Below are 22,418 nucleotides of genomic sequence, written 5' to 3'. Positions count from 1 at the left end.
ATGGCACGTCATCACATCCGTCGCGAAACCGAGGTGTTCAGCATCTCCTTCCTGGACTGCATCACCTGCGGACTGGGGTCGGTCATTCTGCTGCTCGTGCTGAGCAATATGCGTAACCCTGCCATCGAAGAGGCCCAGCAAGCAAAGCACGCACGAGTGCTCGACTTGCAAGACCAGTTGGTGGACATTCGTGGCGAGAGCGAAATCTTGAATCGCGATTTGCGAGCCAAGGAAGAGCAGCTCGCCGACGAGAAGGCCCGCATCGCCCGCCTGTATGGCGACCTGAGCTCAGTCCGCGGCAAGTTCTCGGCATCGAACAAGGACTCCGAAGCCGCCAATCGCATCCAGGGACAACTGGTCGCGGCCCGCGAGAAGCTGACCGAGGAAATGAAACGGCTGTACGCCGGCCCGCAGTTCAAGCATCAGAACGGCGACATCGTCGGCGGCGTGCCCATCGACAGCGAGTACGTGGTCTTCATCATCGACACGTCCGGCAGCATGTTCAACTATGCCTGGCCGATGATGCTGGCGAGCATGCAGGAGATCCTGAACATCTATCCGCACCTGAAGGGTTTCCAGGTGACCAATGACGTCGGTACGCCCATGTTTCCCGGCTATCAGGGCAAGTGGATCATGGACAGCCCGGAAGCGCGCAAGATGGTGCTCGATCGATTGCGCACCTGGAATGCGTTCTCGGCGTCCAACCCCTCGCAGGGTATCGTCAGCGCCGTCCGCACGTATTGGGCTGCGGACAAGAAGATCAGTCTCTACGTTTTCGGCGACGAGTTCACTGGGCCCTCGATCGACACGGTGGTCAAGACCGTCGACATGGTCAATCGCACCGATCAGAGCGGCGAGCGCCGCGTGCGCATTCACGCCATCGGTTTTCCGGTGACTCCGCAGGCGCCCCAATACACCAGCATTCGCTTCGCCACTTTGATGCGGATCATTTGTCAGAAGAACAACGGCATGTTCGTCGGCATGCACGAGGCCGAGAACCGCGGCCCCAGAATGAAAGTGAGCTAGCTCGGGTCGTCGCTCTCCACGCCCAGCTCCTTCAAGATCGCCATGCGCAGCTGCTGCACTTCCGGACTGGTGAGCTTTCTCGGATGCGGCATCTTCACATCGAAGGTTGCCTGAATCCGGGTGGGCCGGGGTGACAGCACCATGACGCGGTCGGCGAGATGGATCGCCTCCTCCACGTCGTGAGTAATGAGCAGCACGGTATGGCGCTCCCTCCCGAGAATCTTCAGCAGCTCGTTGCGCATGCGCAAACTCATCAAGGCATCCAGCGCGGAGAACGGCTCATCCATGTAGAGAATGGCGGGTTTCACCGCGAGCGCGCGCGCGATCTCGACCCGCTTGAGCATGCCACCGGAGAGCTCGTGCGGATAACTGCCTTCGAAACCTTGCAAGCCGACGATGTCCGCGTAGTGGTCGGCGATCGCAATCTTCTCGCGGGTCGATTGGCCCCCGTTGAGTCCGAACATCAGATTCTCTTGCACGGTGAGCCACGGGAAGACCGAGCCGTGCTGTGAGATGAGGATGCCTTGCGGGCCCGGCTGAGTACGCATGGCGCCATCGATGAGGACGCGACCGGAATCGGGCGGCATGAAGCCCGCGATCATACGCATCAGCGTGGACTTGCCGCAGCCGGAGGGGCCGACGATGGCGATGAACTCACCGTCCCCGACCTGCAGACTCACATCGTCAACGACACCCAGCGCACCCTGGTCGGTAGCAAAGCTTTTGCGTAGACCCGCTACGTCGATCTTAATGGGCATAGCGCCACCGCACGATCTTCAATCCCTCCAGCCCGCGCATCAGTCCGTCCAGCAGCAATCCGATCAAGCCGATGATGATCATGCCCGCGATCACGAGGTCATAGCGATTGCCGGCATTGCGCGAATCGATGATCAGATAGCCGAGCCCGGAGCGCAGCGCGATCATCTCTGCGGCGACCACCACCAGCCACGCGACGCCCAAGCCGATGCGCATGCCGACGATGATCTGCGGCAACACGGCCGGGATCACGACCTGAGTAAACAACTTGTAGCGCGACACCCCGAAATTCTCGGCGGCGCGCAGATAGCGCTTTTCGATGGTGTGCACGCCCGCGACCGTCTGCACGATCATCGGAAACACCGAGGCGATGAAGATCAGATAGATTGGCGACGCATTGCCGACGCCGAACCACAGAATCGCAATCGGAATCCAGGCGATCGGCGAGATCGGACGCAGGATCTGAAACAACGGATTCAACGTGTCATAGGCGCCGCGCATCCAGCCCATCCAAAGGCCGAGCGGCACCGCTACCGCGACCGCCAAGGCAAAGCCAGCGCCAACGCGCCCTAGCGACGCACCGATGTGTAGCCACAGCGTGCCATCGCGGATCAGCTCGATGGTGCCGGTCACCACCTGCCACGGCGTTGGAAAGATCACACTGCGCGTCGTGCTCACGACCAACCACCAGGCGGCAATCAATAGCACGATGATCGCGATGCCCGGCAGGGACTGCCGAAGTCTGCTCATGCGTCCACACTCGAATCATCCATGATGTTCATGGGGTTCATGGTTCTTGTTACCGAAAGCCTCGGTCAGTTGCAGCGCCCGCCAGCGCAGCCGGCCCCAGAGCGAATCTGGAAACGCGTCGACAATGATAGTCATTTGTCCGCTGCTGTGCGCGGTGCAAGCGAACTGATATTCCGAGGCGACTTCGAACGGCAGGCGAAAACTCTGTCCTGGCATGAGCAACGCCGGGCCGAAGGTCTGAGGCACCGTATCCTGGTTCGTCAGCAACAGCACATCATTGATACCGAGCGTGAGGCGGATGTGCTGTGGAAGGATATCGACGAGGTCACCCGACATGCGTCGCTGCCACGTGCCTTCGGGAATGACAAAGGGTTGCTCACGGCTCGCACGCGCAGGCAACGGAGCCAATGCGCCCCAGCCAACAACGCCCACGACGCCAAGAGCGAGCATGGATAGCCAGCCTCGGCGACTCATGTTGTACGCACCCGCGAGCTCATTCGCTCAGCAACGCACGAACATCATGCACATAGTCATCCGGCAGTCGGCCATATGGCATCATCCCGCGCAGCAGGCCTTGCCGATCGATCAGATACACCGATGAGGAATGGCCGACGGTATAACTGTTGCCCAACGGCTTGCGATCGGCCATGACGCCGTAGTTCTTACGAACAGCCTCGAGCTGCGCGGGCGTACCCGTGCCACCGATAAAGGTGCGATCGAAACCGCCCAGATAAGCTCGCATCCGCTCGGCGCTATCGCGTTCCGGATCGACAGTCACATAGACGACCTGCAACTGTTCGCCCTGCGCACCGAGGCGCTTGCGTGCTTGAGCCAGCGTGGCCAGCGTCGTCGGACAGACTTCGGGGCACGAGGTGAAACCAAATCCCAACAGGACGACCTTGCCCCGATAGTTTGCCAGCGACAGCTCACCCCCGCTCGATGCCTGCAACGACAGCTCCGGCGCGGCGCGCGGCGGCTCGAACACACCGGCCTTGAACGCTGGGCGATCGGCGGCAAGCGCAGTCATTGCCGACAACACTACGGTCATCGCCATCAGCCAGCCCGCAACGCGTCCTCGATGGTTCATGATGGCATCAAATATTGATGACCGCCGGTTGCGCGGCCTTGGCGAAGCTCTCATCCATGTAAGTCTCGTAAGCAACCGGATGTTTGATCGTGCCCGCCTCGATCGACAGTTGCATGAGCTCTTCGAACTCGCTGCGGATCATGCGCAGATCGCCATACGTGACCCGGTCGGTCGGGTTCTCCATAACGAAGCGAATCACATTTGGATCCTGATTGAAGTACTGGCGGCCGGCAGCAATCTGCACCGCCTTTTCGCGATTGGCTTGCTGCAGATCGAGCCACTGGCCCGCACCAAGCACATGGTTCACCAGATCCTGCACCAGCGGACGATTCGACTGAATCAACTCCTCACGCACCGTGAGCACGCAGCAGATGTAGTTGCGCCATTCATCCCGAGTCATGCGCAATGGCCGCGCATATCCGGCGCTCTGAGCCGCCGCGCCGAACGGTTCGCCGGTGCAGTAGGCGTCGACCGCGTTTGCATACAGCGCCGCTGGCATATCGGGCGGCGGCATTTCAATGATATCGATCTGCGCCGGCGTCATGCCCTCCTGCGCCAGCATCTTGCGCAGGAACAGGAAATCCACCGCGAACCGGCTGGGAATGGCGATCCGCTTGCCCGCGAGCTGTCGAAACTTCTGATAGGGCGAATCGGTGCGCACCATGATGACCGCGCCGGAGCGATGCCCCAGCGACACGATCTTCACCGGGATCCTCTTGTCCGCCAGGTCCATGACCAACGGCGCCAGCATGTACGCAGCCTGGATGCGCCCAGCCATGAGCGACTCTTTGATTTCCGGCCAGCCGCTGTACTTGCTGTACTCGAATGTCATGCCCTGCCCGGCGCCTTGTGGCGCATTGGCGCGAGCGACGCAGGCCACGGGCAAAGTCAGGTTGCAGGTCACAGGCAGGCCACCCACGACCAGGGGCCCCGACGATGTGTCACGGGAACAGGACACCAGGCCAGCGGGCACAGCCGCAGCCATCATTGCCTGAATCAATTGTCGACGCTGGAGCCGATAGGTAGGGAGCATCGTCGATACAAGCCGAATAAAATTCGGCCGGTAGTGTATCCGAATGCCCTGAGCAACCCTAGGCGCGCAGCTGCGCGGCCTGCACCCGATATTGTTTCATCCAGCCAATCAAATCATCGCCCGGCATGGGCCGTGCGATCAGCCAGCCTTGACCGAGCGTGCAGCCGAATTCCTGGAGCATGCGCCACTCCTGCAAAGTCTCGACGCCTTCGGCGACGGTGACCAGGCCGAGTCGATTGGCCATCTCGATCGCCGAGCGCAGAATCACCTGAAGGCTGTCGCGCTCCGGCGCGCCCCGCACGAAGCTGCGATCGATCTTCAGCTCCGTGAAAGGAATGCGCGCGAGCTGCTGCATGGAAGAGAAGCCGGTGCCGTAATCGTCGATCGATAGCCCAAAGCCTCGCAGACGCAATTGAGCCAGCACGCTCAACGCCGTTCCGACGCGAGTGACCAGCGAGCTCTCGGTAATTTCGATGACGATCTGATCGGGCGTGAGACCGTGACACTGCTGCAGTGATGCGATTTCCAATGCGAGGTCGGAGCGTTCCAGCAGCATTGGCGACAGATTGATTGCCACAGGTAGATGCAGACCCCGTGCGCGCCACGCTGAGCTTTGCAGCATCGCCTGATTCATGACATCGATCGTCAGGCGATGAATCAATTGATTGCGCTCCGCCACCGGGATGAACTGATCCGGCGGAATCGGGCCGAGCGTCGGATGCGTCCAGCGCGCGAGCGCTTCCACTCCACGCACGATGCCGGTACGAATGTCGGCCTTGGGCTGGTAATGCACGTAAATCTCGTTGCGCTCCAGCGCGTCCGACAACGCCGCCGCATCGATGGCCAACTCTGCACGTTGCGCAGAGCGCCGCAGCTCCCGCCCCTCCGCGCTCTGAATGGCTTGCCGCAAGACATCCGCCTGCAGCGGCTTCTGAACCGCGGCGAGCACATGCAATCCGAGCACGCCGCCCATCTCACGAACGGTATCGATCAAGGCGCGCTCGCGCGACGATGCGACGATCACGGGAATATCGAAGCCTCGCTCCTGCAGCTTCACCAGGAACTCCGGCCCGTCCATCGTCGGCATTTCCAGATCGACGATCACCAGCTCGGGCCGGGGCGAGAGCGCGGTCAACAGCGCCAGCGCTTCGCGACCGTTGCTGGCCTCGTGGAGCTTTTCTATGCCCAGCTCGCGACAGATGGAGAGCGCGTAACTACGCTGCACATGGCTGTCATCGACGATCAGCACCGAGCCAATCCCTACAGGTGCGGCGGTCATATTTTATTTCCCTTCTATGCGCTTCCCGGCGCCGAAATCCAACATGGAGCGCGGCAGCTCATTGAGCGGCAAGACACGTTGCGCTCCACCCAGGCGAATCGCCTCTTTGGGCATGCCGAACACCACGCAACTGGCCTCGTCCTGCGCAATCGTGCTGGCACCGGCGTCGCGCATTTCTTTGAGGCCACGCGCACCGTCATCACCCATGCCCGTCATGATGATGCCGAGGACGTTGGCGCCGGCGCACTTGGCGGCAGAACGAAATAGCACATCGACCGAGGGCCGGTGCCGGTTCACCAAAGGACCGTCGATGACTTCCAGGTAGTAATAAGCACCGCTGCGCTTGAGCATCATGTGCTTGCCGCCCGGCGCAATCAGTGCGAGACCCGGCAACAGGCGATCGCCATGCTTTGCCTCGCGCACTTCGATCTGACAAAGGTTGTTCAAGCGGCTGGCAAATGCCGCAGTGAACTTTTCAGGCATGTGCTGGACGATGGCCATGCCAGGGCTGACTCGTGGCAGACAGGTCAGCACTTGTTCCAACGCCTGCGTGCCGCCCGTCGACGTACCGATCGCAATGATGCGCTCGGTGGTCTGTTGCATGGCCTTCGGACCGCTCGGCGAGAGGATCGCGTCCGCGGTGAGTTTCGGTATCACGCCGGGCTGCTGGTGCGGCTCCGGACGATGCGCCCCACGCAGCCGATTCACATTCGCATGCGATGCCGCTTTCACGGCGGACGCAAGATCCGCCGACGCGTCTTCGATGAAGCGACGCAGTCCGAGCTTCGGTTTGGTGACGATGCTGACCGCGCCTGCGGCCAACGCCTCGAGGGTGGTGGCGGCACCCGCCTCAGTCAGCGTCGAGCAAATGACCACGGGCGTCGGCCGCTCGCTCATGATCTTGCGCAGGAAGGTCAATCCATCCATGCGCGGCATCTCGACGTCGAGCACGATGACCTGCGGCCATTTGGTCTTCATGCGCTCCATCGCGAGCAATGGATCTGCAACCGCGCACAGCACCTCGATGCCGGGATCGGCATTGAGCACCTCAGTCAACGCCTGGCGCACCACCGCCGAGTCATCGACGATCATCACCTGCACACGGCGCTGCGAGCTGTTCTGCACGGGGTGTGCGTTCATCACGGCTTGCGATAGATCGAGGGAGCGACCGCGACTGCCGTCGAGTTCAACTCGTTCAAGGTCTCGGAGTGACCGATCACCAGGTGGCCACCGGGCTTGAGTACCGACATCACACGCTCCACGACCTGTCGCTTGGTGTCAGCGCTGAAATAGATCATCACGTTGCGCAGGAACACGAAGTCGAAGGGTCCGAGCTTGGGCAGCGTGGTGTTCAAGTTGACCTGCATGAACCGAACTTTGTCGCGCAATGGACGGTCGACGAGCACCGTGCCTTCCTGCGCGCCAGTGCCACGCAGGCAGTACTGTTGCAAATAGGCACGCGGAATATGCGTGGTCCGCGAGACGGGATAGTGACCGGTGCGCGCCCGGTCGAGCACGCGTGAGCTGATATCGGAACCGAGAATCTCAAATGGCGTGTGCTGCAAAGTCGCCGCAAGCACCATCGCGATGCTGTAGGTCTCCTCGCCCGTCGAGCAGGCCGCGCTCCATACTTTGAACGTCTGCCCGCGACCGCGAGCCTGTTCCGCCTGCTCGCGCAGCAAATCGAAATGTTTCGGCTCGCGAAAGAAGTATGTTTCGTTCGTGGTCAGCAGGTCGATCGCAACCTGCACCTCCTGCGCGTCGTGACCGCTGGAAAGCACCTTGAAGTACTCGGCGAAGGTCGGCAACTTGCGCAGATCGAGCCGTTTGGACAAACGGCTCATGACCAGCGCCTTCTTCGAGGGGGACATGGTGATGCCCGCCGCGTCGTAGATGAAACGCTGGAACAGCGCGAACTCCTTGTCAGTAATCGCAATCGTCATCGGCGCAATCGTCTTCAGGTGAGCGGGCGGTTGAGGTCAGTATCGAGATCAGAATTTGGCGAAGCTGCCGAGATCGGGATCGTTCGGCGCCAGCGCCAGGTTGCCGACGGTGCCTGCCGTCCTCCTGACTGTGGGTTTCTCCGCAACGGCCTTGTTGACTTTCTGCTTGGCGGCGCGCGCACCCTCCACCTTGAAGAATGCAACGGTCTGCTGCAGTTGGTCGGCCTGACCGCTCATCTCTTCCGCGGTCGCCGCCAGTTCTTCGGACGAGGACGCGTTTTGCTGCGTCGTCTGGCTCAGCTGAGTCATCGCCGCGTTGATCTGATTTACGCCCGATGCCTGCTCCTGCGAAGCCGCCGAGATCTCCTGCACCAGATCCGAGGTCTTGGTGATGCTAGGCACGATTTCATCCAGCAGCTTGCCGGCGCGTTCGGCCAGCTCGACGCTGTTGATGGCGACCGTGCCAATCTCCTGGGCCGCGATCTGGCTGCGTTCGGCGAGCTTGCGCACTTCGGCAGCCACAACTGCGAAGCCCTTGCCGTGTTCGCCGGCGCGGGCCGCTTCGATCGCTGCGTTGAGTGCCAGCAGGTTCGTCTGATAGGCGATGTCGTCGATGATCGAGATCTTCTGCGCGATCTGCTTCATCGCCGAGACCGTGGCCTTGACCGCTTCGCCGCCCTCGCTCGCTTCGCCGGCGGACTTGCGAGCCATGCTGTCGGTAACTTTGGCGTTCTCGGTGTTCTGAGAGATCGACGCGGTCATCTGCTCGATGGACGCGCTGGTCTCCTCCACGCCCGCAGCCTGCTCGCTCGCAGCCTGCGACAACGCCTGCGCCGTCGTGCTCACCTGCTGAGATGCGCTCGACATCGCATCGGTCGCGGTGTTGATCTCGCCAATGATCATCGACAGCTTCAGCACGGTGCTGTTGGCGTATTCCTTCATCTCGTTGAAGACGCCCTCATATTGCTTATCGATGGTGTTGGTCAGATCACCTTCGGAGATCGCACGCATCACGCGCGACACCTCCTCGATGCTGCCGCCAGCGGCGGACACCATGTCGCGCATGGCGCGGAGCATGTCGCCCACCTCATCTTTGGCATTCGATTCGATAGCGACGGAGAAGTCGCCTTTCGCAAGACGATTGGCCGCCTGCACTGCGACGCCGAGCGGACGCGTGACGCCACGGCTGATGAGGAGAGCCAGCACGATACCGATGAGCACGCCCACCGCGAGGGTCACGAGGATGGAGTTGCGGCTGAACGTGTAGACCGAGGCAGTTTCCTCCAGCGCCTGACGCGCCCGCGCCTCCTTCTGCTCGGTTAGCTCGGTCATCATCGCATCGAGCGAGTCGGCGTGCTGACGTACCTGATCGAGCGACCGGACCAGCTCTTCACTGCGGCTCTGCAACGGCTGCTTCGCGGCCAGCGTGAGCGCGTGCTGCATCTCCTTGTCATAGGCGGCCCAGGTCTTCTCGACCTGCCTGAAAATATCTTTGGCGCGGTCCGAGAAGAACAGCGGCTCGGCCTTCTCCATCGACTGCAGCGCGCCGACGGTACTGCTCTTGATGGATTGCAGATGATTCTCGCGCTCGTCTTCGCTGGTGGCGAGCAGGAAGTTGGAGCGCGCGCGGCCGATGGCGATCAACTTGATGTTCGCTTCCTTGATGTGCGACAACCCCATCAATTCCTCGTTGTACATGGCATCGGCCTTGTCATCGATCTTGCCGGCACCGTACAGGCCGACCAGGCCGATGATGACGCTGATCAGCACCAGCACCATGAAGGCCGCAATCAGGCGGGGGCCGATCCGCAAATTCTCGAGCATACAATCTCCGGGTTCGTCTCTTTACAACGTCATCAGGCCAGACACAGCTTGGCCACCGCATCCAGCATGGTCTGCGGTTGGAAGGGCTTCACGATCCACGCCTTGGCGCCGGCCGCGCGGCCTTCATTCTTCTTGTCTTCACCGGCCTCGGTGGTCAGCATGATCACCGGCGTGAACTTGTAGTTCGGGTGCGCCTTGACGGCCTTGAGGAACGTGATGCCGTCCATGCGCGGCATGTTCACGTCGCTGATGATCAGATTGATCTTGCCGGCCAGCTTGGCGAGCCCATCCTGGCCGTCGGTGGCCTCGATGACTTCATAGCCGGCACGGGTCAGCGCGATGTTCGACACCTGCCGCACCGAGGCGGAGTCGTCGACGATCAGAATTCGCTTAGCCATTTACCTTCGCTCCATTCAAAAGAATTCGATCTCCGACCCGCCCTGCACCTTGAGGGTCGGCGCGGGCACGCTGCCCGCCGTCGTCTGGTGATTGCGGCGCTGCTCGTCAGTGGTGTAGGTGCTGACCATCTGCGCCATGTACGCTTCCGCATCGATCTGCGGCTGCTCGCCGCGAGCCACGGCTTCAGCGCGCGTGTCGAGGTCGCTCATGCTGCCGACCACTTGCGCCATGATCTGGCCGACGCGATCCTGGAACTGCAGCTGCACCATCGACTCTTCGATCTCACCCTTGATGACGCCGCTTTCGCGACGCAGATCTTCGGCGGACCGGGCCAGCCCGGCGCTCATCTCGCTGAACTGACTGAGCACGCCCTGAATACGAGCGCCCGAATCGTGCAGCGCCTCGCCTTCGCGAGCCGACACGGTTTCGTTGGTCTCGATAATTTGTCCGAGCGATTGATTGACCAGGGCGATTTTCTGCGTGATGCCTTTGCCGGTGTCACGCGATGCGGTGGCAAGGTTGCGAACCTCATGAGCGACGACGGCAAAGCCACGGCCCGCCTCGCCCACATGCGCCGCCTCGATGGCCGCATTGAGCGCCAGCATGTTGGTCTGGAACGCAATCTGTTCGACTTCGCTCGCCATCTTCGCCAGCTCGCTGCTGTGTGCGGCCAGCGAGCGGATCTGTTCGGCCAGCGTCGAGCGGCTGCGATGGATTTCGTTCAACGCATCCATCACTCGCGCCAGCTCGCGCTTGCCGGCGTCCAGCGCCTGCGACAGATCGGCACTGCCGGAATTGTGCTGAGACGCATCCAGCGCCAGATCCAGACGATTGACGATGCCGGCAAAGCGCGCAGTGAGCTCGACAATGGCCTCTTCGGTCTGCAGCCGCGCTGTCTCGATCTGTTTACTCCAGATCGGCAGTGCCTGGACACAGACCGCGTCCGCGGTATTGACCTCGGGTTGCTCCGCAGGCGCGCTCCGGACGCGACTGAATAATTTCACGACGTTTTGCACTGTGACTGTCCTATGCGGCAGGCTGCACGGCTTCGCCAGAGGCGGCGGCGTGGGTCAGCATCTCCAGCTCTTCGACACACAGCACCCGATCCACGTCGAGAATGATCACGAACTTGCCGCGCACCTTGCCCATGCCTTGAATGAAGTCGGCGCGGATCGAGGCACCAAAGCTCGGCGGCGGTTCGATTTCGCTGCCGGGAATCTCGAGCACTTCGTTGACGGCATCGACCACCACGCCGAGGACATGACTTTCGTCCGCGAGGCGAGTCTCGACGATCACGATGCAGGTTTTCTTGGTCACAGCCGCGCTCGGCCGTCCGAAGCGCGCGCACATATCGACGACCGGCACGGCAGCGCCTCGCAAATTGACGACGCCGCGAATGAACGCCGGCATCATCGGAATTTCGGTGGGCGCCGAGTATTCCAGGATTTCCTTGATCGACAGAATGCCGAGCGCGAAGGTCTCGCGCCCCAGCATGAACGTCAGGTACTGATTCAGATCGTGCCGACGCTCGGCTTCATCCACGCTCTCCACAGTTTGGCTCATCATCTGCTCCTAGAAGCGCACGAACTGATCGAGCGACACGCTGTGATCGTGGCCGTTGCCATTCGCCTTGCCATTGCCCGCGTGTGCATGCGCGGCCATCGCCACTGCGCCGGCCGGCATTTCCCCCGGCTGTGACTTGGGCGCCCAGCTCGACGGCATGCGATTCACACGCGTCGCAGGCTTCGCCGCCGGCTTGGACGGCGCGCTCGATTTGAGACCTTCGACCCTGAAGAACGCGATGGCAGCCTGCAGCTGCTGCGCCTGAGTGCTCATTTCTTCGGCGGTCGCGGCCAGCTCTTCGCTCGACGACGCGTTCTGCTGCGTCAACTGCGACAACTGCGACATCGCCGTATTGATCTGCCCCACTCCCGAAGACTGCTCCTGGCTCGCCGCAGTGATTTCCTGCACCAGCTCGGAGGTCTTGCGAATGGCAGGCACCATTTCATCCAGCAGCTTGCCCGCACGTTCCGCCAGCTCGACCGAGGAGCCGGCAACTTCGCCGATTTCCTGCGCGGCCACTTGCGAACGCTCCGCGAGCTTGCGCACTTCAGCGGCGACGACTGCAAAGCCCTTGCCGTGTTCACCGGCGCGAGCCGCTTCGATGGCTGCATTCAACGCCAGCAGGTTGGTCTGATAGGCGATGTCGTCGATGATCGAGATCTTCTGCGCGATCTGTTTCATCGCCTCGACGGTCTGACGCACGGCCTGACCGCCTTCGGCGGCCTCCGAGGCGGCCTTGCTCGCCATCTGATCGGTGATCTTGGAGTTGTCGGTGTTCTGGCTGATCGAGGCGGTCATCTGTTCGACGGACGCCGAAGTCTCCTCGACGCTCGCCGCCTGTTCGGTGGACGCCTGCGACAGCGACTGCGCCGTTGCCGACATTTCTTCCGAAGCACTGGTCAAGGTATCTGCCGAAGAGCGCACCTCACCGACCACCTGCGACAGCCTCTCGGTCATGGTGCTGATCGCGTGCAACAGCATGCCGGCTTCGTCACTGGAGTTAGCAGTGACACGCGCCGTCAGATCGCCTTCAGCCATGCGGTTGGCAACCGAGGCCGCCAGACCGATGGGACGCGTGATGGACAGCGTCACCCATACGCCCGCGATGAGCGCCAGCAGTGCCGCGATGCCGGCACCGGTAAGCATCATCTTGCTGGCCTTGAGATAGGTCGCTTCGGCGTCCCTGGCAGCTTCGGCCACCGACTCCTTCTCATGCGCGAAATACGCATCGGTTACGACCGTCATGGCTTCGCGAGCGTCACGCTGCTCGTTGCGCAGCCACTGCATGGCTTCATCTTTCTTGCCAGCCTGCAGCAGCTCGACCAGCTTGTCCTGGGCTTTCGAGTACTCCGTGCGCACGCGCATTACATCGGCCAGCTTTTCCTTACCGACCGCAGAGCTCACCGACGCGGTGAGCGTCTCGAGAACCTTGTCGTTGCGCCCGCGCACGGCCTGCATCTGTTGAATGGCCCTGTCGAGCTGCCTGGCATCGCTGGCCATCATTTGATCGCGGGCCGCCAGACCCAGCGTCTCGGCGTTACGCTGCAGCTCCAGCGCCAGCTCCATCTTCGGGGTGCGGTTGTCGACGATGTCATCGGTGCTGGCGTTCATCAGCTTGAAGCCATCGATACCGATGTACGTGACCGCACCGAGCAAGACGATGATCAGCGCGAAGCTGAGCCCCAGGCGCACTCCTATCTTCAGATTGCGAAACATGAAACCTCCGGAAAATCAGTCCATGAGAGCTCGGCGGGGCGCGACCTGGACCTGACGCGAGTCCAGGCACAGATCGAGCAGGCTGGGCACGTCGAGGATCAGCGCCAGCTGGCCCGTTCCCAGAATGGTCGAGCCGCCGATACCGCGGATGCGGCTGAACAGCCGCGACAAGGGTTTGATCACCGCCTGCATTTCGCCAAGCAACTCATCGACGACGATGCCGATGCGCTTGCCGCCGCTGCGGATCACAACGATGCTTTCGCGGCGCGAGGCCGACGAACGAACGGAAAACATTTCGCGCAGGCGGACGAACGGCAGCACCGCACCACGCAGATTGATATAGCGCTGGTCGCCGTCCGCCGAGCGATGCTCGTCGCCCAGCTCGACACACTCTTCGACCAGCTCCAATGGAATGACGAAAGACGAGCCGCCCACACCGACCAGGAACCCGTCGATGATGGCGAGGGTCAGCGGCAGACGAATGCGTACCGTCGTGCCCTCACCTTCCTTGCTGTCCAGCTCGACCGTGCCGCGCAACGCATTGACGTTGCGTTTGACCACGTCCATACCGACACCGCGGCCGGACAGGTTGGTCACCTGCTCTGCCGTCGAGAAGCCGGGCTCGAAAATCAGCGCGAACACTTCGCCATCGGAGAGCGCACTGCCGTCGGTAATCAAGCCGCGCTGGATCGCCTTGGCGACGATGCGCTCACGCTTCAATCCACCACCGTCGTCGGCCACTTCGATGACCACCGAGCCGGAGTCGTGATACGCATCGAGCCGCACCACGCCTTCGACGTTCTTGCCGCGGCTGCGGCGCAGCTCGGCCGTCTCGATGCCGTGATCGATGGCGTTGCGCACCAGATGCGTCAACGGATCGGTGATGCTCTCGATCAAGGTCTTGTCGAGCTCAGTCTCGGCGCCGCCAATCTCGAGCCGGATCTCCTTGCCGATCTCGCGCGCCACGTCACGCACCACTCGCTGGAAGCGCGAGAACGTCGGCCCGATCTGCACCATGCGCAGCTTGAGCGCCTGATCGCGCACCTCTTCGACGAGCCGCGCCAGGCGCAGCGTCGATTCATTCAGTTCAGACAGGCCCGCTTTGCGAGCCGTGATCGTGGTGGTGGCACCGGCCGTCACCAGCTCGCCGATCAGGTCGATGAGCTTGTCGAGCTTGTCGCCATCGACGCGCAGCGAGTTGCTCTTGCCGCCCTTGCTCTCTCGCGCTTCGGAAATCTCGCGCTTCTCGACGACCACATCGCTGGCCACCGGCGCTTTCGCGCGTACCTGCAGCGTGCAGTCGTCGCGCACGAACTCGAACGCACCTTCGATGCGCGCCTGGGTCTCGCTGCTCGCCAGCTCGATCTCGAAGCCCAGATAGCAAGCCTCGGCATCGAACGCTTCCACGGCGGGCAGTCGCTCGGTCAACAGCTTCAGCTCGACGATTTCGCCGAGCGTGCTGAGGTAGCGGATGAATGACAGCGGGTCCATGCCATTGCGCAGGACCTCTGTATGAAACTGCACGGTGATCTGCCAACGGCCTGCGGGGCCTGCGGCTGGCGCAATGGAGGATGGAGCAGTTGCATGCGCCGCGGCGGGGCCACCGGCGTGCGCGCTCAGTTTCTGCAGCAGGCCTTCACCCTTGGTGGTGAGCTGCAGGTGGTCGGACTTGCCGTCGGCGACCGCATCGACCAGATGCGCAATGTGATCGCGGCATTCGAGCAGGATGGCGGCGAGGGTCCGATCCATCTGCAATGAGTTGGCACGCACCCGATCCAGCACGCTTTCGACCACATGCGTGAAAGCGACGATGCCGTCCAGCCCGAACAGACCGGACGAGCCCTTGATGGTATGGGCCGCGCGGAAAATCGAGTTGACGGCTTCCGAGCCGCTCTCCCCCTGCTCGCACTCGAGCAGGGCTGCTTCCATCTCGCGCAGCAACTCGCGGCTTTCCGCGATGAAAGTAGGCAGTGCGGCGTCGGTCATGAGGCGATCTCCGCCTGCTCATTGCTGAGGGCGACGTTGCACAACTTGAGCACGTCGATCACGCACTCGCTCGGCTGCACGACCTCCAGACCATGCCCGTTCGACTCGGCCATGCGCCGGGCCATCAACACCAGCTGCAAGCCAGCGGTGTCGAACTCGGTCACCTCCGACATATCCAGCTGCACATCGCCAGCATGCGCACGCACCGCTGCGAACAAGGTCTGAGCAACCTCATTCGCGCGGTAAATGGTCATTTCGCCATCCACACGCAGCTCGCCATTCGAAAGTTTCTGATCCTGGTCCATCGCTTAGTCCTACGGGTCCACGTTACGTATCGGCCGGGAACAGTGCTGGTAAAGCACGGAGAATCCCTGAATGTCCGTCGGGCTGGCCACCCAGGGTCGTATAAGACAACACCCTCAAACAGCCACCGCGACTGTGCTGCTGCCGGCGCGCGGCAATTGATTCTTCTATCGCGAACGTCGTAGGGTTGGTTTGTTGTTGAAACACATCACGGAACGCGCATGACCTCATTGCAAATCGTTGGCCGACGCAGCTCGCATTTCACACGCATCGCACGCCTGTTCGCCGAGGAGCTCGGCGTGTCATACGAGATCGCGCCCATCTATGACATGACGGCTCAGGATGCCGCGATCTACGCGAACAACCCGGCGTTGAAGCTGCCCATCCTGCGGGTTGGCGACGACGTGGTGTTCGGTACTGAGAATATTTGCCGCGCACTGGCCGATCGCGCGCAAAAATCTACTGCGGTAGTGTGGCCCGAGCAGTTACGAAGCAACGTTTCTCGGAATGCGCAGGAACTGGTCTGGCATTGCATGAACTCGCAGGTGCAGATCGTGTTCGGCACCGTGGTCTGCAAGCTGCCGGGAGACAATCTCTACTTCGACAAGGCGCGGCTTGGGTTCGCGGGCGCGTTGGCGTGGCTGGATGCTCACGTGTCAGAAGCGCTGCATGCGCTGCCAGCAGCGCGCCAGTTGAGCCTGTTCGAGGCGTCGCTGTTCTGCATGATCGAGCACCTGCACTTTCGCAAGACGTTGCCGGTCGAGCAGTACTCGAATCTGGAGGCTTTCAGGCAGAGCTACGCGACGCGCCTCTCGGCGCAACGCACGGCTTATGAATTCGACGTGCCGCCGGGCGGCTGATCTAACCGCCGGACGTGAGCGCTCGCTCCGCCAACAGGAACGCGCCGGCAATCCCGGCGCGGGTTCCGAGCTCTGGAGCGCAGATATAAGTGTCGAGCGCGCCGGGCTGGCTCAAGGGTTCGAGATATCCTCGGAGTGCGTTCTCCGCCGCAGCGCGGATGTGCGGGAGCAATAGACCGTTGGCCATCACGCCACCACCAAATACAACCCGCTCCACCGAAACCATGAGCGCAATGGTGGCGGCAAGTTGTCCGAGATAGCCGCCGATGATGGACCATGCTTCGTGGTGCGGCGGCAGAGTATCGAGCTGACAATGCCAGCGCGCCTGGATCGCAGGACCGCTCGCAAGACCTTCCAGACAATCGCCGTGAAACGGGCACACGCCGGGAAAATCCTGTTCACGCGCATCCCGTCGCACCAAAATATGCCCCATCTCGGCATGCATGAGCCGCCGCGTCGTCAAATCATGAGGCGCGACACCGCCGCCGATCCCCGTGCCGACGGTGACGTATGCAATCGAGCCCAAGCCGCGTCCTGCGCCGAGCTGCCACTCCGCCAGCGCTGCAGCTGACACGTCGGTGTCGATCAAGATCGGCACGCTGAAGCGCGAGCGTAGTGGCTTCAGCAATTCCACTCGCGACCAACCGGGCTTGGGTGTCGCCAGCATCTGGCCATGCGTCGACTCGTGAGTGCGCAGATCGATCGGCCCGAAACAACCAAAGCCGAACGCTGCGATGCGCCCGAACTTCTGTTCTGCCGTAGTGAAAAACTCTACGCACGCGGCTAACGTAGCTGTCGCATCGACGGTTGGCAGCACCACGCTGTCCAACACGTTTTGTGATGACGTACCGATGGCGCACACGAACTTGGTGCCGCCGCCCTCGATGGCTCCGTATAACAAGGCGCTGACGCTCCTGGATCGACCATGAGTAATGTCATCAATATAGCCTGTCCACGGGGCCGCCAGGGCAGCGTGACGCTCATCACTGCGGGCCTTCGGCAATCCCTCACTTGAGGTGAACGGCCTCTCAGTTCAGCAATGCATCTGGCCTGGATCCTCATGGCACGGCTGCCGCGGCCGAAGAGCTAGTATGTCTTCCGAAAGACCCACCTTGTCCGACGCGACGCGGGCGCCCATGCCGCTGAACGAGCCGTCGCGTCTGCTGGCATTGCAGTCCTACGAGATCATGGACAGCGGTCAGGAAGCACGCTACGACGACATCACTTTGCTCGCATCTCAGATCTGCCGCACGCCCATCGCCCTGATCTCGCTGATCGACGCAGACCGCCAGTGGTTGAAAGCCAAAGTCGGACTCGATGGCAGCGAAACCGCCCGGGAACTGGCCTTCTGCGCCCATGCCATCGTCAAGCCGGATCAAGTGCTCACCGTGGAAGATGCTCGTCTGGACGAGCGCTTCGCGACCAATCCTTTCGTCACCGGCGACCCGCATGTTCGCTTTTATGCCGGCGCGCCACTGGTGTCCGCGGACGGCCATGCCCTCGGCGCCCTGTGCGTCATCGATCGCGAGCCGCGACAGCTGGAGCCCGGGCAGAAGGAGGCCTTGCTCGCCTTGTCACGCCAGGTCATGGCGCTGCTGGAAGAGCGTCGCACGTCAGCCGCGCTGCGTGGCGCGATGCAGGCGCTGACGCGCAGCGAGGTCTTGTTTAGAGAAGCGTACGAGAACGCGCCGATCGGCATCGCGCTGGTTTCGATCGAAGGCGAATGGCTGCGGGTGAATCAATCCCTTTGTGAGATTCTCGGCTACACGGCCGACGAGATGACGCGCACGACCTTTCAAGCCATCACACATCCGGAGGATCTGGAATCGGATTTGCTGCTGGCGCGCCGGACGTTGGCTCGAGAAATCCGCTCCTACCAGATGGAGAAACGTTATCTCCACCGCAATGGTCATGCGGTGTGGGCGCATTTGAGCGTCTCGCTGGTGTGGGACACGCAGCGGCCGCTGTATTTCATCGCGCAGGTCCAGGACATCACCGAGCGCAAGAACATCGAGCGCGGCAAGGCGGAATTTCTGACGATGGTGAGTCATGAGCTGCGCACGCCAGTGACGGCCTTGCGTGGCGCTCTGGGAATCCTGGCCGCCGGCGCCGCGGGTGAGTTGCCGCCCAAGGCTCAAGCGCTGACGGCACTGGCCGATCGCAATGCCGATCGCCTGCATCGACTGGTCAATGACATTCTGGATGTCGAGAAGATCGAATCCGGCGCGTTTGCGTACCGTCGTACCGACATCGATTTGAACCAACTGGTCGCACAAGCGGCCGTGGAGCTGCGGCCGTACGCCGATCAGTACCAGGTCAAGATCGATGTGAAATCCGATCTGCCGCGCGCCTTCCTGCACGCCGACGCGGATCGCCTGATGCAGGTCCTCGCGAACCTCATCTCCAATGCGGTGAAACATTCACCGGCGGGAGGCGCCATCGACGTGCATGTGAGTCGCTCGGCGCAGACCATCCGGGTGAGCGTCAGCGATCATGGCGAGGGCATTCCTGAACAGTTCCGGCCGTACATTTTCGAGAAGTTCGCCCAGGCGAACTGGACGGCGACCAATCCCAAAGGCGGCTCCGGGCTCGGCCTGCACATCAGCCGCGCGATCATTCAGCACCATGGCGGCGTCCTCGCTTTCCACACTACGAGCGGACAAGGCTCGACGTTCTACTTCGAGCTGCCGGTGCTGTGATCAGATAAAGCCGATCATCCGCCCCGCCATCGCCACGCTGAACCAGGCTGCGAGCGAGATGGCGACACTGGTGCGAGCAAATGCCGGCGTCGGCGCGGTCTGTGCCGCGGTCTTGCGAAACAACGCCAGCTGCACGATCACCGCCACGAAGAACAGGATCATCTTCAAGCGGAACGCCGGATTGTAGAAATACAGCTTCGGCGTGGCGATGAACATCAGCGTGCCGCTCAGGGCCGTCAGCGCCAGCCCCAACCACACCAGTTTGGTGGCCTCCCGAGCGATGTCCGTGATCGGCTGATGTTTGAACGCCAGACCCACCAGATGCAGGCTGATCAGCACCAGCGACGCCAGCAGCGCCACCAGTCCCATGACGTGAACGATCTGCAGGCCGGCGCCGACCAGATGATCGGTCTTGCTGATGGCATGCGCCAGCGCGCTGTCCTGCAGCCAGGAGAGTACTTCGAACGTCGTCATGCTCAGCCCCAAGTCGGCAAATAGGGAATCAATCGACCGCACACCACGACCAGTGTCCACAGACCGAAGGAAGCAACGCCCGCGTATGCCACGCTCGAAGGCAGGACGGCGTGACTGTCCCGCACCGGCGCTCGCTGCGCGATCACGAACTCGAAGTACAGCGCGTTGAGTCCCGCGAACGACATGAAGATCATCTTCGCGACGAATGCCGGACTGTCGAGCATGCGTGCCGCCGCCGACCAGAACAGCAAACCACCGGAGATGAACACGGCAATGAAGCCTCCGATGACGTATGGCCGCAGATGACGCAACACGTCGATCACCGGCACGCGTGTCATGAACAGATTCATCAGGCGCAGGTCGGTGAGAAAGATCAATCCCACCGAGATCGACAGGCCAATGAGATGGATGCCCTCGATGATGGGATAGGCATAGCGCGACTCGGCGATGGCCACGCCGATCGCCGACGCCTCGATCTGCTCCGCCAATGCATATAAGGTAGACATGCGATCTTTCCGAGGCGGCTATTTGGCGCCGAGCACGGCGACGTTGCCGAACGGTCCGTTGTTCTCGACGCAGATCCGCTCATAGCGCTCGATCAGCGGCGGCTTGCCGGCCGGCTGATTCGCATACGCCACTTCGTAGTGCCAGCCATCCGGCTCGTCCTGGAGCGTGAAGCGACGGGCCGGGATCGTCGCCGTCCACGGCCGCGTAAACACGGTCGGGTCCGTGATCGTCGCGACGTAGTTGTAGCGAGTGCCCTCGCTATTGAAGATATAGCGCTCTTCGATATGCACGTTGTCGCTGAAGAACTCACCGGTGCGCGCCAGGCGGGCCTTGGCATTGTTGTTCGCGACATCCACGATCAGTGTGTTGCCCTCCCAGCGGCCGCGCGAATCGGCGTTCCACAGCTTGACGCTCTCCGGCAGATGCGGCTTGCCGTCCAGATGAATCACGCGCGTGCCTGAGTTGAACAGAAACAGCACGTACCCGGGAAACTGCCGGATCTCATAGCCGTGCCAGGTGAACGACTTCGGCACACCGGCAGGCGCGCAGCGAGCGAGCGGCTCGACGTACTGCTGCTTGATCGGATCATGAAAGTAATGCAGGAACTCCTGCTGAGCTGCACGCGCCCACGGCTGGAATGGCACTTCACCATCGGTCGGATCGCTCACGCGGCTCGGCGCACGCTCGGAACGCGGCGTCTTCGGCGGACCGTTGCGCCCCGGATCGCCCGGCACGCCGCCTTGCGGATCCGTCCAGTTGTTGTGATTGGCAATGGTGTTCGACCAATGCCCCTGCACATCCGGCTGACCGTCCGCGAGGCGCTTGCCGGTCCACTTGCCCGAGTCGATCTTCGGCACGGTCTTTTCACGCTGGATCCCCGCGCCCGGCGGCGGCTGTTGCGCGTAGGCCTGCGTCCCAGCGAGCAACGCCGCCGCCGTCGCGAGCTTCACTAGCCATCTCGTATTCATGCTGTGAACCATCATTCGGTCGTGCCCTGCTGCGGCACCGGGTAGAACTTGTCGTAGCCCAGCGTGAAGCAGTAGTTCTCGATCAGCTGGAAATCCTTCTCGCGATGCCGATGCAACTGCACGCTGAGGGTCCACGGACGCGAGAACACTTCTGGATCTTCGAGGGTGGCCTGATATTGCAGGGTGTTCTCATCCAGGAACTGCCAGCGCTCGACCACATGCAACTTCGGGCCATGGAAGTTGCCGGCCCGATCCAGCCACGTCTCGGTGTTGAAGTCGGTCACGTCGACGACCAGCGTGTCGCCTTCCCAATGGCCGCGTGAGTCGCCGAGATAGAACTCGTTGTCGGTGACCTCCGGATGCAGCGTGCCGTTCGTATGAATGGTGCGCACCGAATGGCCGAACTGGAACAACAGCGTCAGGTCGCGATCGCGTTGGAAGATCTGGAACGGCTCGCGGTAGTAGATGCCCCGCGGTGTACCGAGCGTCCAGCATTTCAAGCGCGGATCTTCTGTACCCCGAGCGGCGAAATTTTTCTTCTTCTGCTCCAGTGCAGCGGGCAAGTACGGAATGTATTTGCCGTCGATCACGCCCGCGCTCGGCGGCGCGTCGGCCCGGCCGGAATGTGGCTCCAGGTCGTACTCGGCGGCACTGGTGGTTTCCCAGATGCCGGAGAAATCCGGCTTGCCGCTCTTCAGTCGCGGAATCTTCGGCGCAGCCGTTGCCATTGAAGTGGCAAGCAGGCCGCCGATCAACAGCGCCGCGACACCGGTTTTCATCACTGCGGGCATCGTCGCTCTCACTGAATCAGGCTCGCGGTTCGGGCCGAGGGTGCATCCTGTGCACCGCCGGTCTGGAACTCACGTCCATCCGGCAGCGTGACGATCACCGAATAGCCGTACGGCCCGCCGTTCTTTGCCAGATAGCCCCGAATGTGAATTTCGGTGCCCGGCGCGACGTCGGTCTTCTTCAAGCCGATCTTCGCCAACTGATTCGGCGCGCCGAATTCCACGCCCCAGTTGGTCACTGTGCCCTTGGCGTCGGTCACGTCGAAGTACAACCAGCTGTGCGGATTGACCCATTTGATCTTGGTGACCTTGCCTTTCAAGTCGATGGGCTTGTCGGCATCGAACTCGGCCGCGAACGCATGATGCGCCGAAACCTGGCTGGATCCCGCCAGCAGATAGCTGGCGGTGAGCACCGATAGGAACGTCTTGCTGATGGCTTTGCTCATGGCTGCTGCTT

Annotated in this window: 24 protein-coding genes; 3 read left to right on the top strand and 21 right to left on the bottom strand. The window is 61.9% G+C overall.

The genetic code is table 11. The features are described 5' to 3' along the window. Nucleotides 1–1,026: a VWA domain-containing protein gene (locus tag D0550_RS24955; RefSeq protein ID WP_116811915.1), complete on the top strand. Its 1,026-nt coding sequence runs from the start codon at nt 1–3 to the stop codon at nt 1,024–1,026. Here D0550_RS24955 and D0550_RS24950 read toward each other — a convergent pair. The 15 genes from D0550_RS24950 to D0550_RS24880 all read right to left on the bottom strand — a co-directional run bounded on the left by D0550_RS24950 (nt 1,023) and on the right by D0550_RS24880 (nt 15,667). Beyond that, a complete protein-coding gene (locus D0550_RS24950) occupies nt 1,023–1,784 on the bottom strand; it encodes an ABC transporter ATP-binding protein (RefSeq protein ID WP_116811914.1) in 762 nt (253 codons plus the stop codon). The two genes, D0550_RS24955 and D0550_RS24950, sit on opposite strands and share 4 nt — an antisense overlap. Further along, nucleotides 1,774–2,532 carry an ABC transporter permease gene (locus tag D0550_RS24945; protein WP_116811913.1) on the bottom strand — a complete coding sequence of 253 codons (759 nt, stop codon included), beginning with the start codon at nt 2,530–2,532 and terminating at the stop codon, nt 1,774–1,776. The genes D0550_RS24950 and D0550_RS24945 overlap by 11 nt, the downstream gene beginning before the upstream one ends. Before the next feature lie 15 nt (nt 2,533–2,547). After that, on the bottom strand, nt 2,548–2,982 hold the full coding sequence (locus tag D0550_RS24940) for a cupredoxin domain-containing protein (protein WP_206606525.1): 435 nt from the start codon (nt 2,980–2,982) through the stop codon (nt 2,548–2,550). Nucleotides 2,983–3,025: 43 nt separating this feature from the next. Further along, complete coding sequence (locus D0550_RS24935; RefSeq protein WP_206606524.1) at nt 3,026–3,619, bottom strand: SCO family protein; 594 nt, start codon at nt 3,617–3,619, stop codon at nt 3,026–3,028. Nucleotides 3,620–3,626: 7 nt separating this feature from the next. After that, the gene (locus D0550_RS24930) at nt 3,627–4,607 is read right to left on the bottom strand and encodes an ABC transporter substrate-binding protein (protein ID WP_206606523.1); all 981 of its coding nucleotides are present in this window, start codon (nt 4,605–4,607) and stop codon (nt 3,627–3,629) included. Between the two features lie 103 nt (nt 4,608–4,710). After that, nucleotides 4,711–5,931, bottom strand: coding sequence for an EAL domain-containing response regulator (locus D0550_RS24925; protein WP_116811910.1), 1,221 nt, complete (start codon nt 5,929–5,931; stop codon nt 4,711–4,713). 3 nt (nt 5,932–5,934) lie between these two features. Next, nucleotides 5,935–7,071, bottom strand: coding sequence for a protein-glutamate methylesterase/protein-glutamine glutaminase (locus tag D0550_RS24920; RefSeq protein ID WP_116811909.1), 1,137 nt, complete (start codon nt 7,069–7,071; stop codon nt 5,935–5,937). Next, nucleotides 7,071–7,874, bottom strand: coding sequence for a CheR family methyltransferase (locus D0550_RS24915; RefSeq protein ID WP_116811908.1), 804 nt, complete (start codon nt 7,872–7,874; stop codon nt 7,071–7,073). The genes D0550_RS24920 and D0550_RS24915 overlap by 1 nt, the downstream gene beginning before the upstream one ends. Before the next feature lie 48 nt (nt 7,875–7,922). Further along, nucleotides 7,923–9,698: a methyl-accepting chemotaxis protein gene (locus tag D0550_RS24910; RefSeq protein ID WP_116811907.1), complete on the bottom strand. Its 1,776-nt coding sequence runs from the start codon at nt 9,696–9,698 to the stop codon at nt 7,923–7,925. A 32-nt stretch (nt 9,699–9,730) separates the two neighbouring features. Beyond that, on the bottom strand, nt 9,731–10,096 hold the full coding sequence (locus tag D0550_RS24905) for a response regulator (RefSeq protein WP_116811906.1): 366 nt from the start codon (nt 10,094–10,096) through the stop codon (nt 9,731–9,733). 15 nt (nt 10,097–10,111) lie between these two features. Continuing rightward, nucleotides 10,112–11,101 (bottom strand): methyl-accepting chemotaxis protein, encoded by a 990-nt coding sequence (locus D0550_RS24900; RefSeq protein WP_116811905.1) that lies wholly within the window; start codon nt 11,099–11,101, stop codon nt 10,112–10,114. Nucleotides 11,102–11,123: 22 nt separating this feature from the next. Further along, nucleotides 11,124–11,660 (bottom strand): chemotaxis protein CheW, encoded by a 537-nt coding sequence (locus D0550_RS24895; RefSeq protein ID WP_116811930.1) that lies wholly within the window; start codon nt 11,658–11,660, stop codon nt 11,124–11,126. Between the two features lie 9 nt (nt 11,661–11,669). Further along, complete coding sequence (locus D0550_RS24890) at nt 11,670–13,376, bottom strand: methyl-accepting chemotaxis protein (RefSeq protein ID WP_116811904.1); 1,707 nt, start codon at nt 13,374–13,376, stop codon at nt 11,670–11,672. Between the two features lie 15 nt (nt 13,377–13,391). Continuing rightward, nucleotides 13,392–15,362 carry a chemotaxis protein CheA gene (locus tag D0550_RS24885; protein WP_116811903.1) on the bottom strand — a complete coding sequence of 657 codons (1,971 nt, stop codon included), beginning with the start codon at nt 15,360–15,362 and terminating at the stop codon, nt 13,392–13,394. Next, nucleotides 15,359–15,667, bottom strand: coding sequence for an STAS domain-containing protein (locus D0550_RS24880; protein WP_116811902.1), 309 nt, complete (start codon nt 15,665–15,667; stop codon nt 15,359–15,361). The genes D0550_RS24885 and D0550_RS24880 overlap by 4 nt, the downstream gene beginning before the upstream one ends. 219 nt (nt 15,668–15,886) lie before the next feature. Here D0550_RS24880 and D0550_RS24875 point away from each other — a divergent pair, with 219 nt between their 5' ends. Continuing rightward, the gene (locus tag D0550_RS24875; protein WP_116811901.1) at nt 15,887–16,525 is read left to right on the top strand and encodes a glutathione S-transferase family protein; all 639 of its coding nucleotides are present in this window, start codon (nt 15,887–15,889) and stop codon (nt 16,523–16,525) included. Nucleotide 16,526: 1 nt separating this feature from the next. On the opposite strand, the gene D0550_RS24870 is transcribed toward D0550_RS24875, so the two are convergent. Next, nucleotides 16,527–17,426: an ROK family protein gene (locus tag D0550_RS24870; protein WP_161966035.1), complete on the bottom strand. Its 900-nt coding sequence runs from the start codon at nt 17,424–17,426 to the stop codon at nt 16,527–16,529. A 190-nt stretch (nt 17,427–17,616) separates the two neighbouring features. Here D0550_RS24870 and D0550_RS24865 point away from each other — a divergent pair, with 190 nt between their 5' ends. Next, nucleotides 17,617–19,224: a GAF domain-containing sensor histidine kinase gene (locus tag D0550_RS24865; RefSeq protein ID WP_116811899.1), complete on the top strand. Its 1,608-nt coding sequence runs from the start codon at nt 17,617–17,619 to the stop codon at nt 19,222–19,224. Here the strand turns inward: D0550_RS24865 and D0550_RS24860 are convergent, their stop codons facing one another. The 5 genes from D0550_RS24860 to D0550_RS24840 are packed head-to-tail and all read right to left on the bottom strand — an operon-like array spanning nt 19,225 to nt 22,407. Next, complete coding sequence (locus tag D0550_RS24860; protein ID WP_116811898.1) at nt 19,225–19,698, bottom strand: DUF6644 family protein; 474 nt, start codon at nt 19,696–19,698, stop codon at nt 19,225–19,227. 2 nt (nt 19,699–19,700) lie between these two features. Then, entirely contained in the window at nt 19,701–20,204 is a 504-nt protein-coding gene (locus D0550_RS24855) for a DUF6644 family protein (protein WP_153067333.1), read from the bottom strand. An 18-nt stretch (nt 20,205–20,222) separates the two neighbouring features. After that, a complete protein-coding gene (locus D0550_RS24850) occupies nt 20,223–21,173 on the bottom strand; it encodes a hypothetical protein (protein ID WP_174842515.1) in 951 nt (316 codons plus the stop codon). Between the two features lie 11 nt (nt 21,174–21,184). After that, nucleotides 21,185–21,964 (bottom strand): hypothetical protein, encoded by a 780-nt coding sequence (locus D0550_RS24845; protein WP_206606522.1) that lies wholly within the window; start codon nt 21,962–21,964, stop codon nt 21,185–21,187. Nucleotides 21,965–21,972: 8 nt separating this feature from the next. Beyond that, entirely contained in the window at nt 21,973–22,407 is a 435-nt protein-coding gene (locus D0550_RS24840) for a DUF6152 family protein (RefSeq protein ID WP_116811896.1), read from the bottom strand. Nucleotides 22,408–22,418: the final 11 nt, after the last annotated feature.

The organism is Steroidobacter cummioxidans, assembly GCF_003104955.1.
Note: the sequence above shows the minus strand (reverse complement) of the source record. Positions and strands in the feature narration are given on the sequence as shown.

Excerpts from the sequence above, each read along its gene's own strand:
- D0550_RS24955 (WP_116811915.1), top strand. The coding sequence starts at position 1 with ATGGCACGTCATCACATCCGTCGCGAAACCGAGGTGTTCAGCATCTCC.
- D0550_RS24950 (WP_116811914.1), bottom strand. The coding sequence starts at position 1,784 with ATGCCCATTAAGATCGACGTAGCGGGTCTACGCAAAAGCTTTGCTACC.
- D0550_RS24945 (WP_116811913.1), bottom strand. The coding sequence starts at position 2,532 with ATGAGCAGACTTCGGCAGTCCCTGCCGGGCATCGCGATCATCGTGCTA.
- D0550_RS24940 (WP_206606525.1), bottom strand. The coding sequence starts at position 2,982 with ATGCTCGCTCTTGGCGTCGTGGGCGTTGTTGGCTGGGGCGCATTGGCT.
- D0550_RS24935 (WP_206606524.1), bottom strand. The coding sequence starts at position 3,619 with ATGAACCATCGAGGACGCGTTGCGGGCTGGCTGATGGCGATGACCGTA.
- D0550_RS24930 (WP_206606523.1), bottom strand. The coding sequence starts at position 4,607 with ATGATGGCTGCGGCTGTGCCCGCTGGCCTGGTGTCCTGTTCCCGTGAC.
- D0550_RS24925 (WP_116811910.1), bottom strand. The coding sequence starts at position 5,931 with ATGACCGCCGCACCTGTAGGGATTGGCTCGGTGCTGATCGTCGATGAC.
- D0550_RS24920 (WP_116811909.1), bottom strand. The coding sequence starts at position 7,071 with ATGAACGCACACCCCGTGCAGAACAGCTCGCAGCGCCGTGTGCAGGTG.
- D0550_RS24915 (WP_116811908.1), bottom strand. The coding sequence starts at position 7,874 with ATGACGATTGCGATTACTGACAAGGAGTTCGCGCTGTTCCAGCGTTTC.
- D0550_RS24910 (WP_116811907.1), bottom strand. The coding sequence starts at position 9,698 with ATGCTCGAGAATTTGCGGATCGGCCCCCGCCTGATTGCGGCCTTCATG.
- D0550_RS24905 (WP_116811906.1), bottom strand. The coding sequence starts at position 10,096 with ATGGCTAAGCGAATTCTGATCGTCGACGACTCCGCCTCGGTGCGGCAG.
- D0550_RS24895 (WP_116811930.1), bottom strand. The coding sequence starts at position 11,660 with ATGAGCCAAACTGTGGAGAGCGTGGATGAAGCCGAGCGTCGGCACGAT.
- D0550_RS24890 (WP_116811904.1), bottom strand. The coding sequence starts at position 13,376 with ATGTTTCGCAATCTGAAGATAGGAGTGCGCCTGGGGCTCAGCTTCGCG.
- D0550_RS24885 (WP_116811903.1), bottom strand. The coding sequence starts at position 15,362 with ATGACCGACGCCGCACTGCCTACTTTCATCGCGGAAAGCCGCGAGTTG.
- D0550_RS24880 (WP_116811902.1), bottom strand. The coding sequence starts at position 15,667 with ATGGACCAGGATCAGAAACTTTCGAATGGCGAGCTGCGTGTGGATGGC.
- D0550_RS24875 (WP_116811901.1), top strand. The coding sequence starts at position 15,887 with ATGACCTCATTGCAAATCGTTGGCCGACGCAGCTCGCATTTCACACGC.
- D0550_RS24865 (WP_116811899.1), top strand. The coding sequence starts at position 17,617 with ATGTCTTCCGAAAGACCCACCTTGTCCGACGCGACGCGGGCGCCCATG.
- D0550_RS24860 (WP_116811898.1), bottom strand. The coding sequence starts at position 19,698 with ATGACGACGTTCGAAGTACTCTCCTGGCTGCAGGACAGCGCGCTGGCG.
- D0550_RS24855 (WP_153067333.1), bottom strand. The coding sequence starts at position 20,204 with ATGTCTACCTTATATGCATTGGCGGAGCAGATCGAGGCGTCGGCGATC.
- D0550_RS24850 (WP_174842515.1), bottom strand. The coding sequence starts at position 21,173 with ATGAATACGAGATGGCTAGTGAAGCTCGCGACGGCGGCGGCGTTGCTC.
- D0550_RS24845 (WP_206606522.1), bottom strand. The coding sequence starts at position 21,964 with ATGCCCGCAGTGATGAAAACCGGTGTCGCGGCGCTGTTGATCGGCGGC.
- D0550_RS24840 (WP_116811896.1), bottom strand. The coding sequence starts at position 22,407 with ATGAGCAAAGCCATCAGCAAGACGTTCCTATCGGTGCTCACCGCCAGC.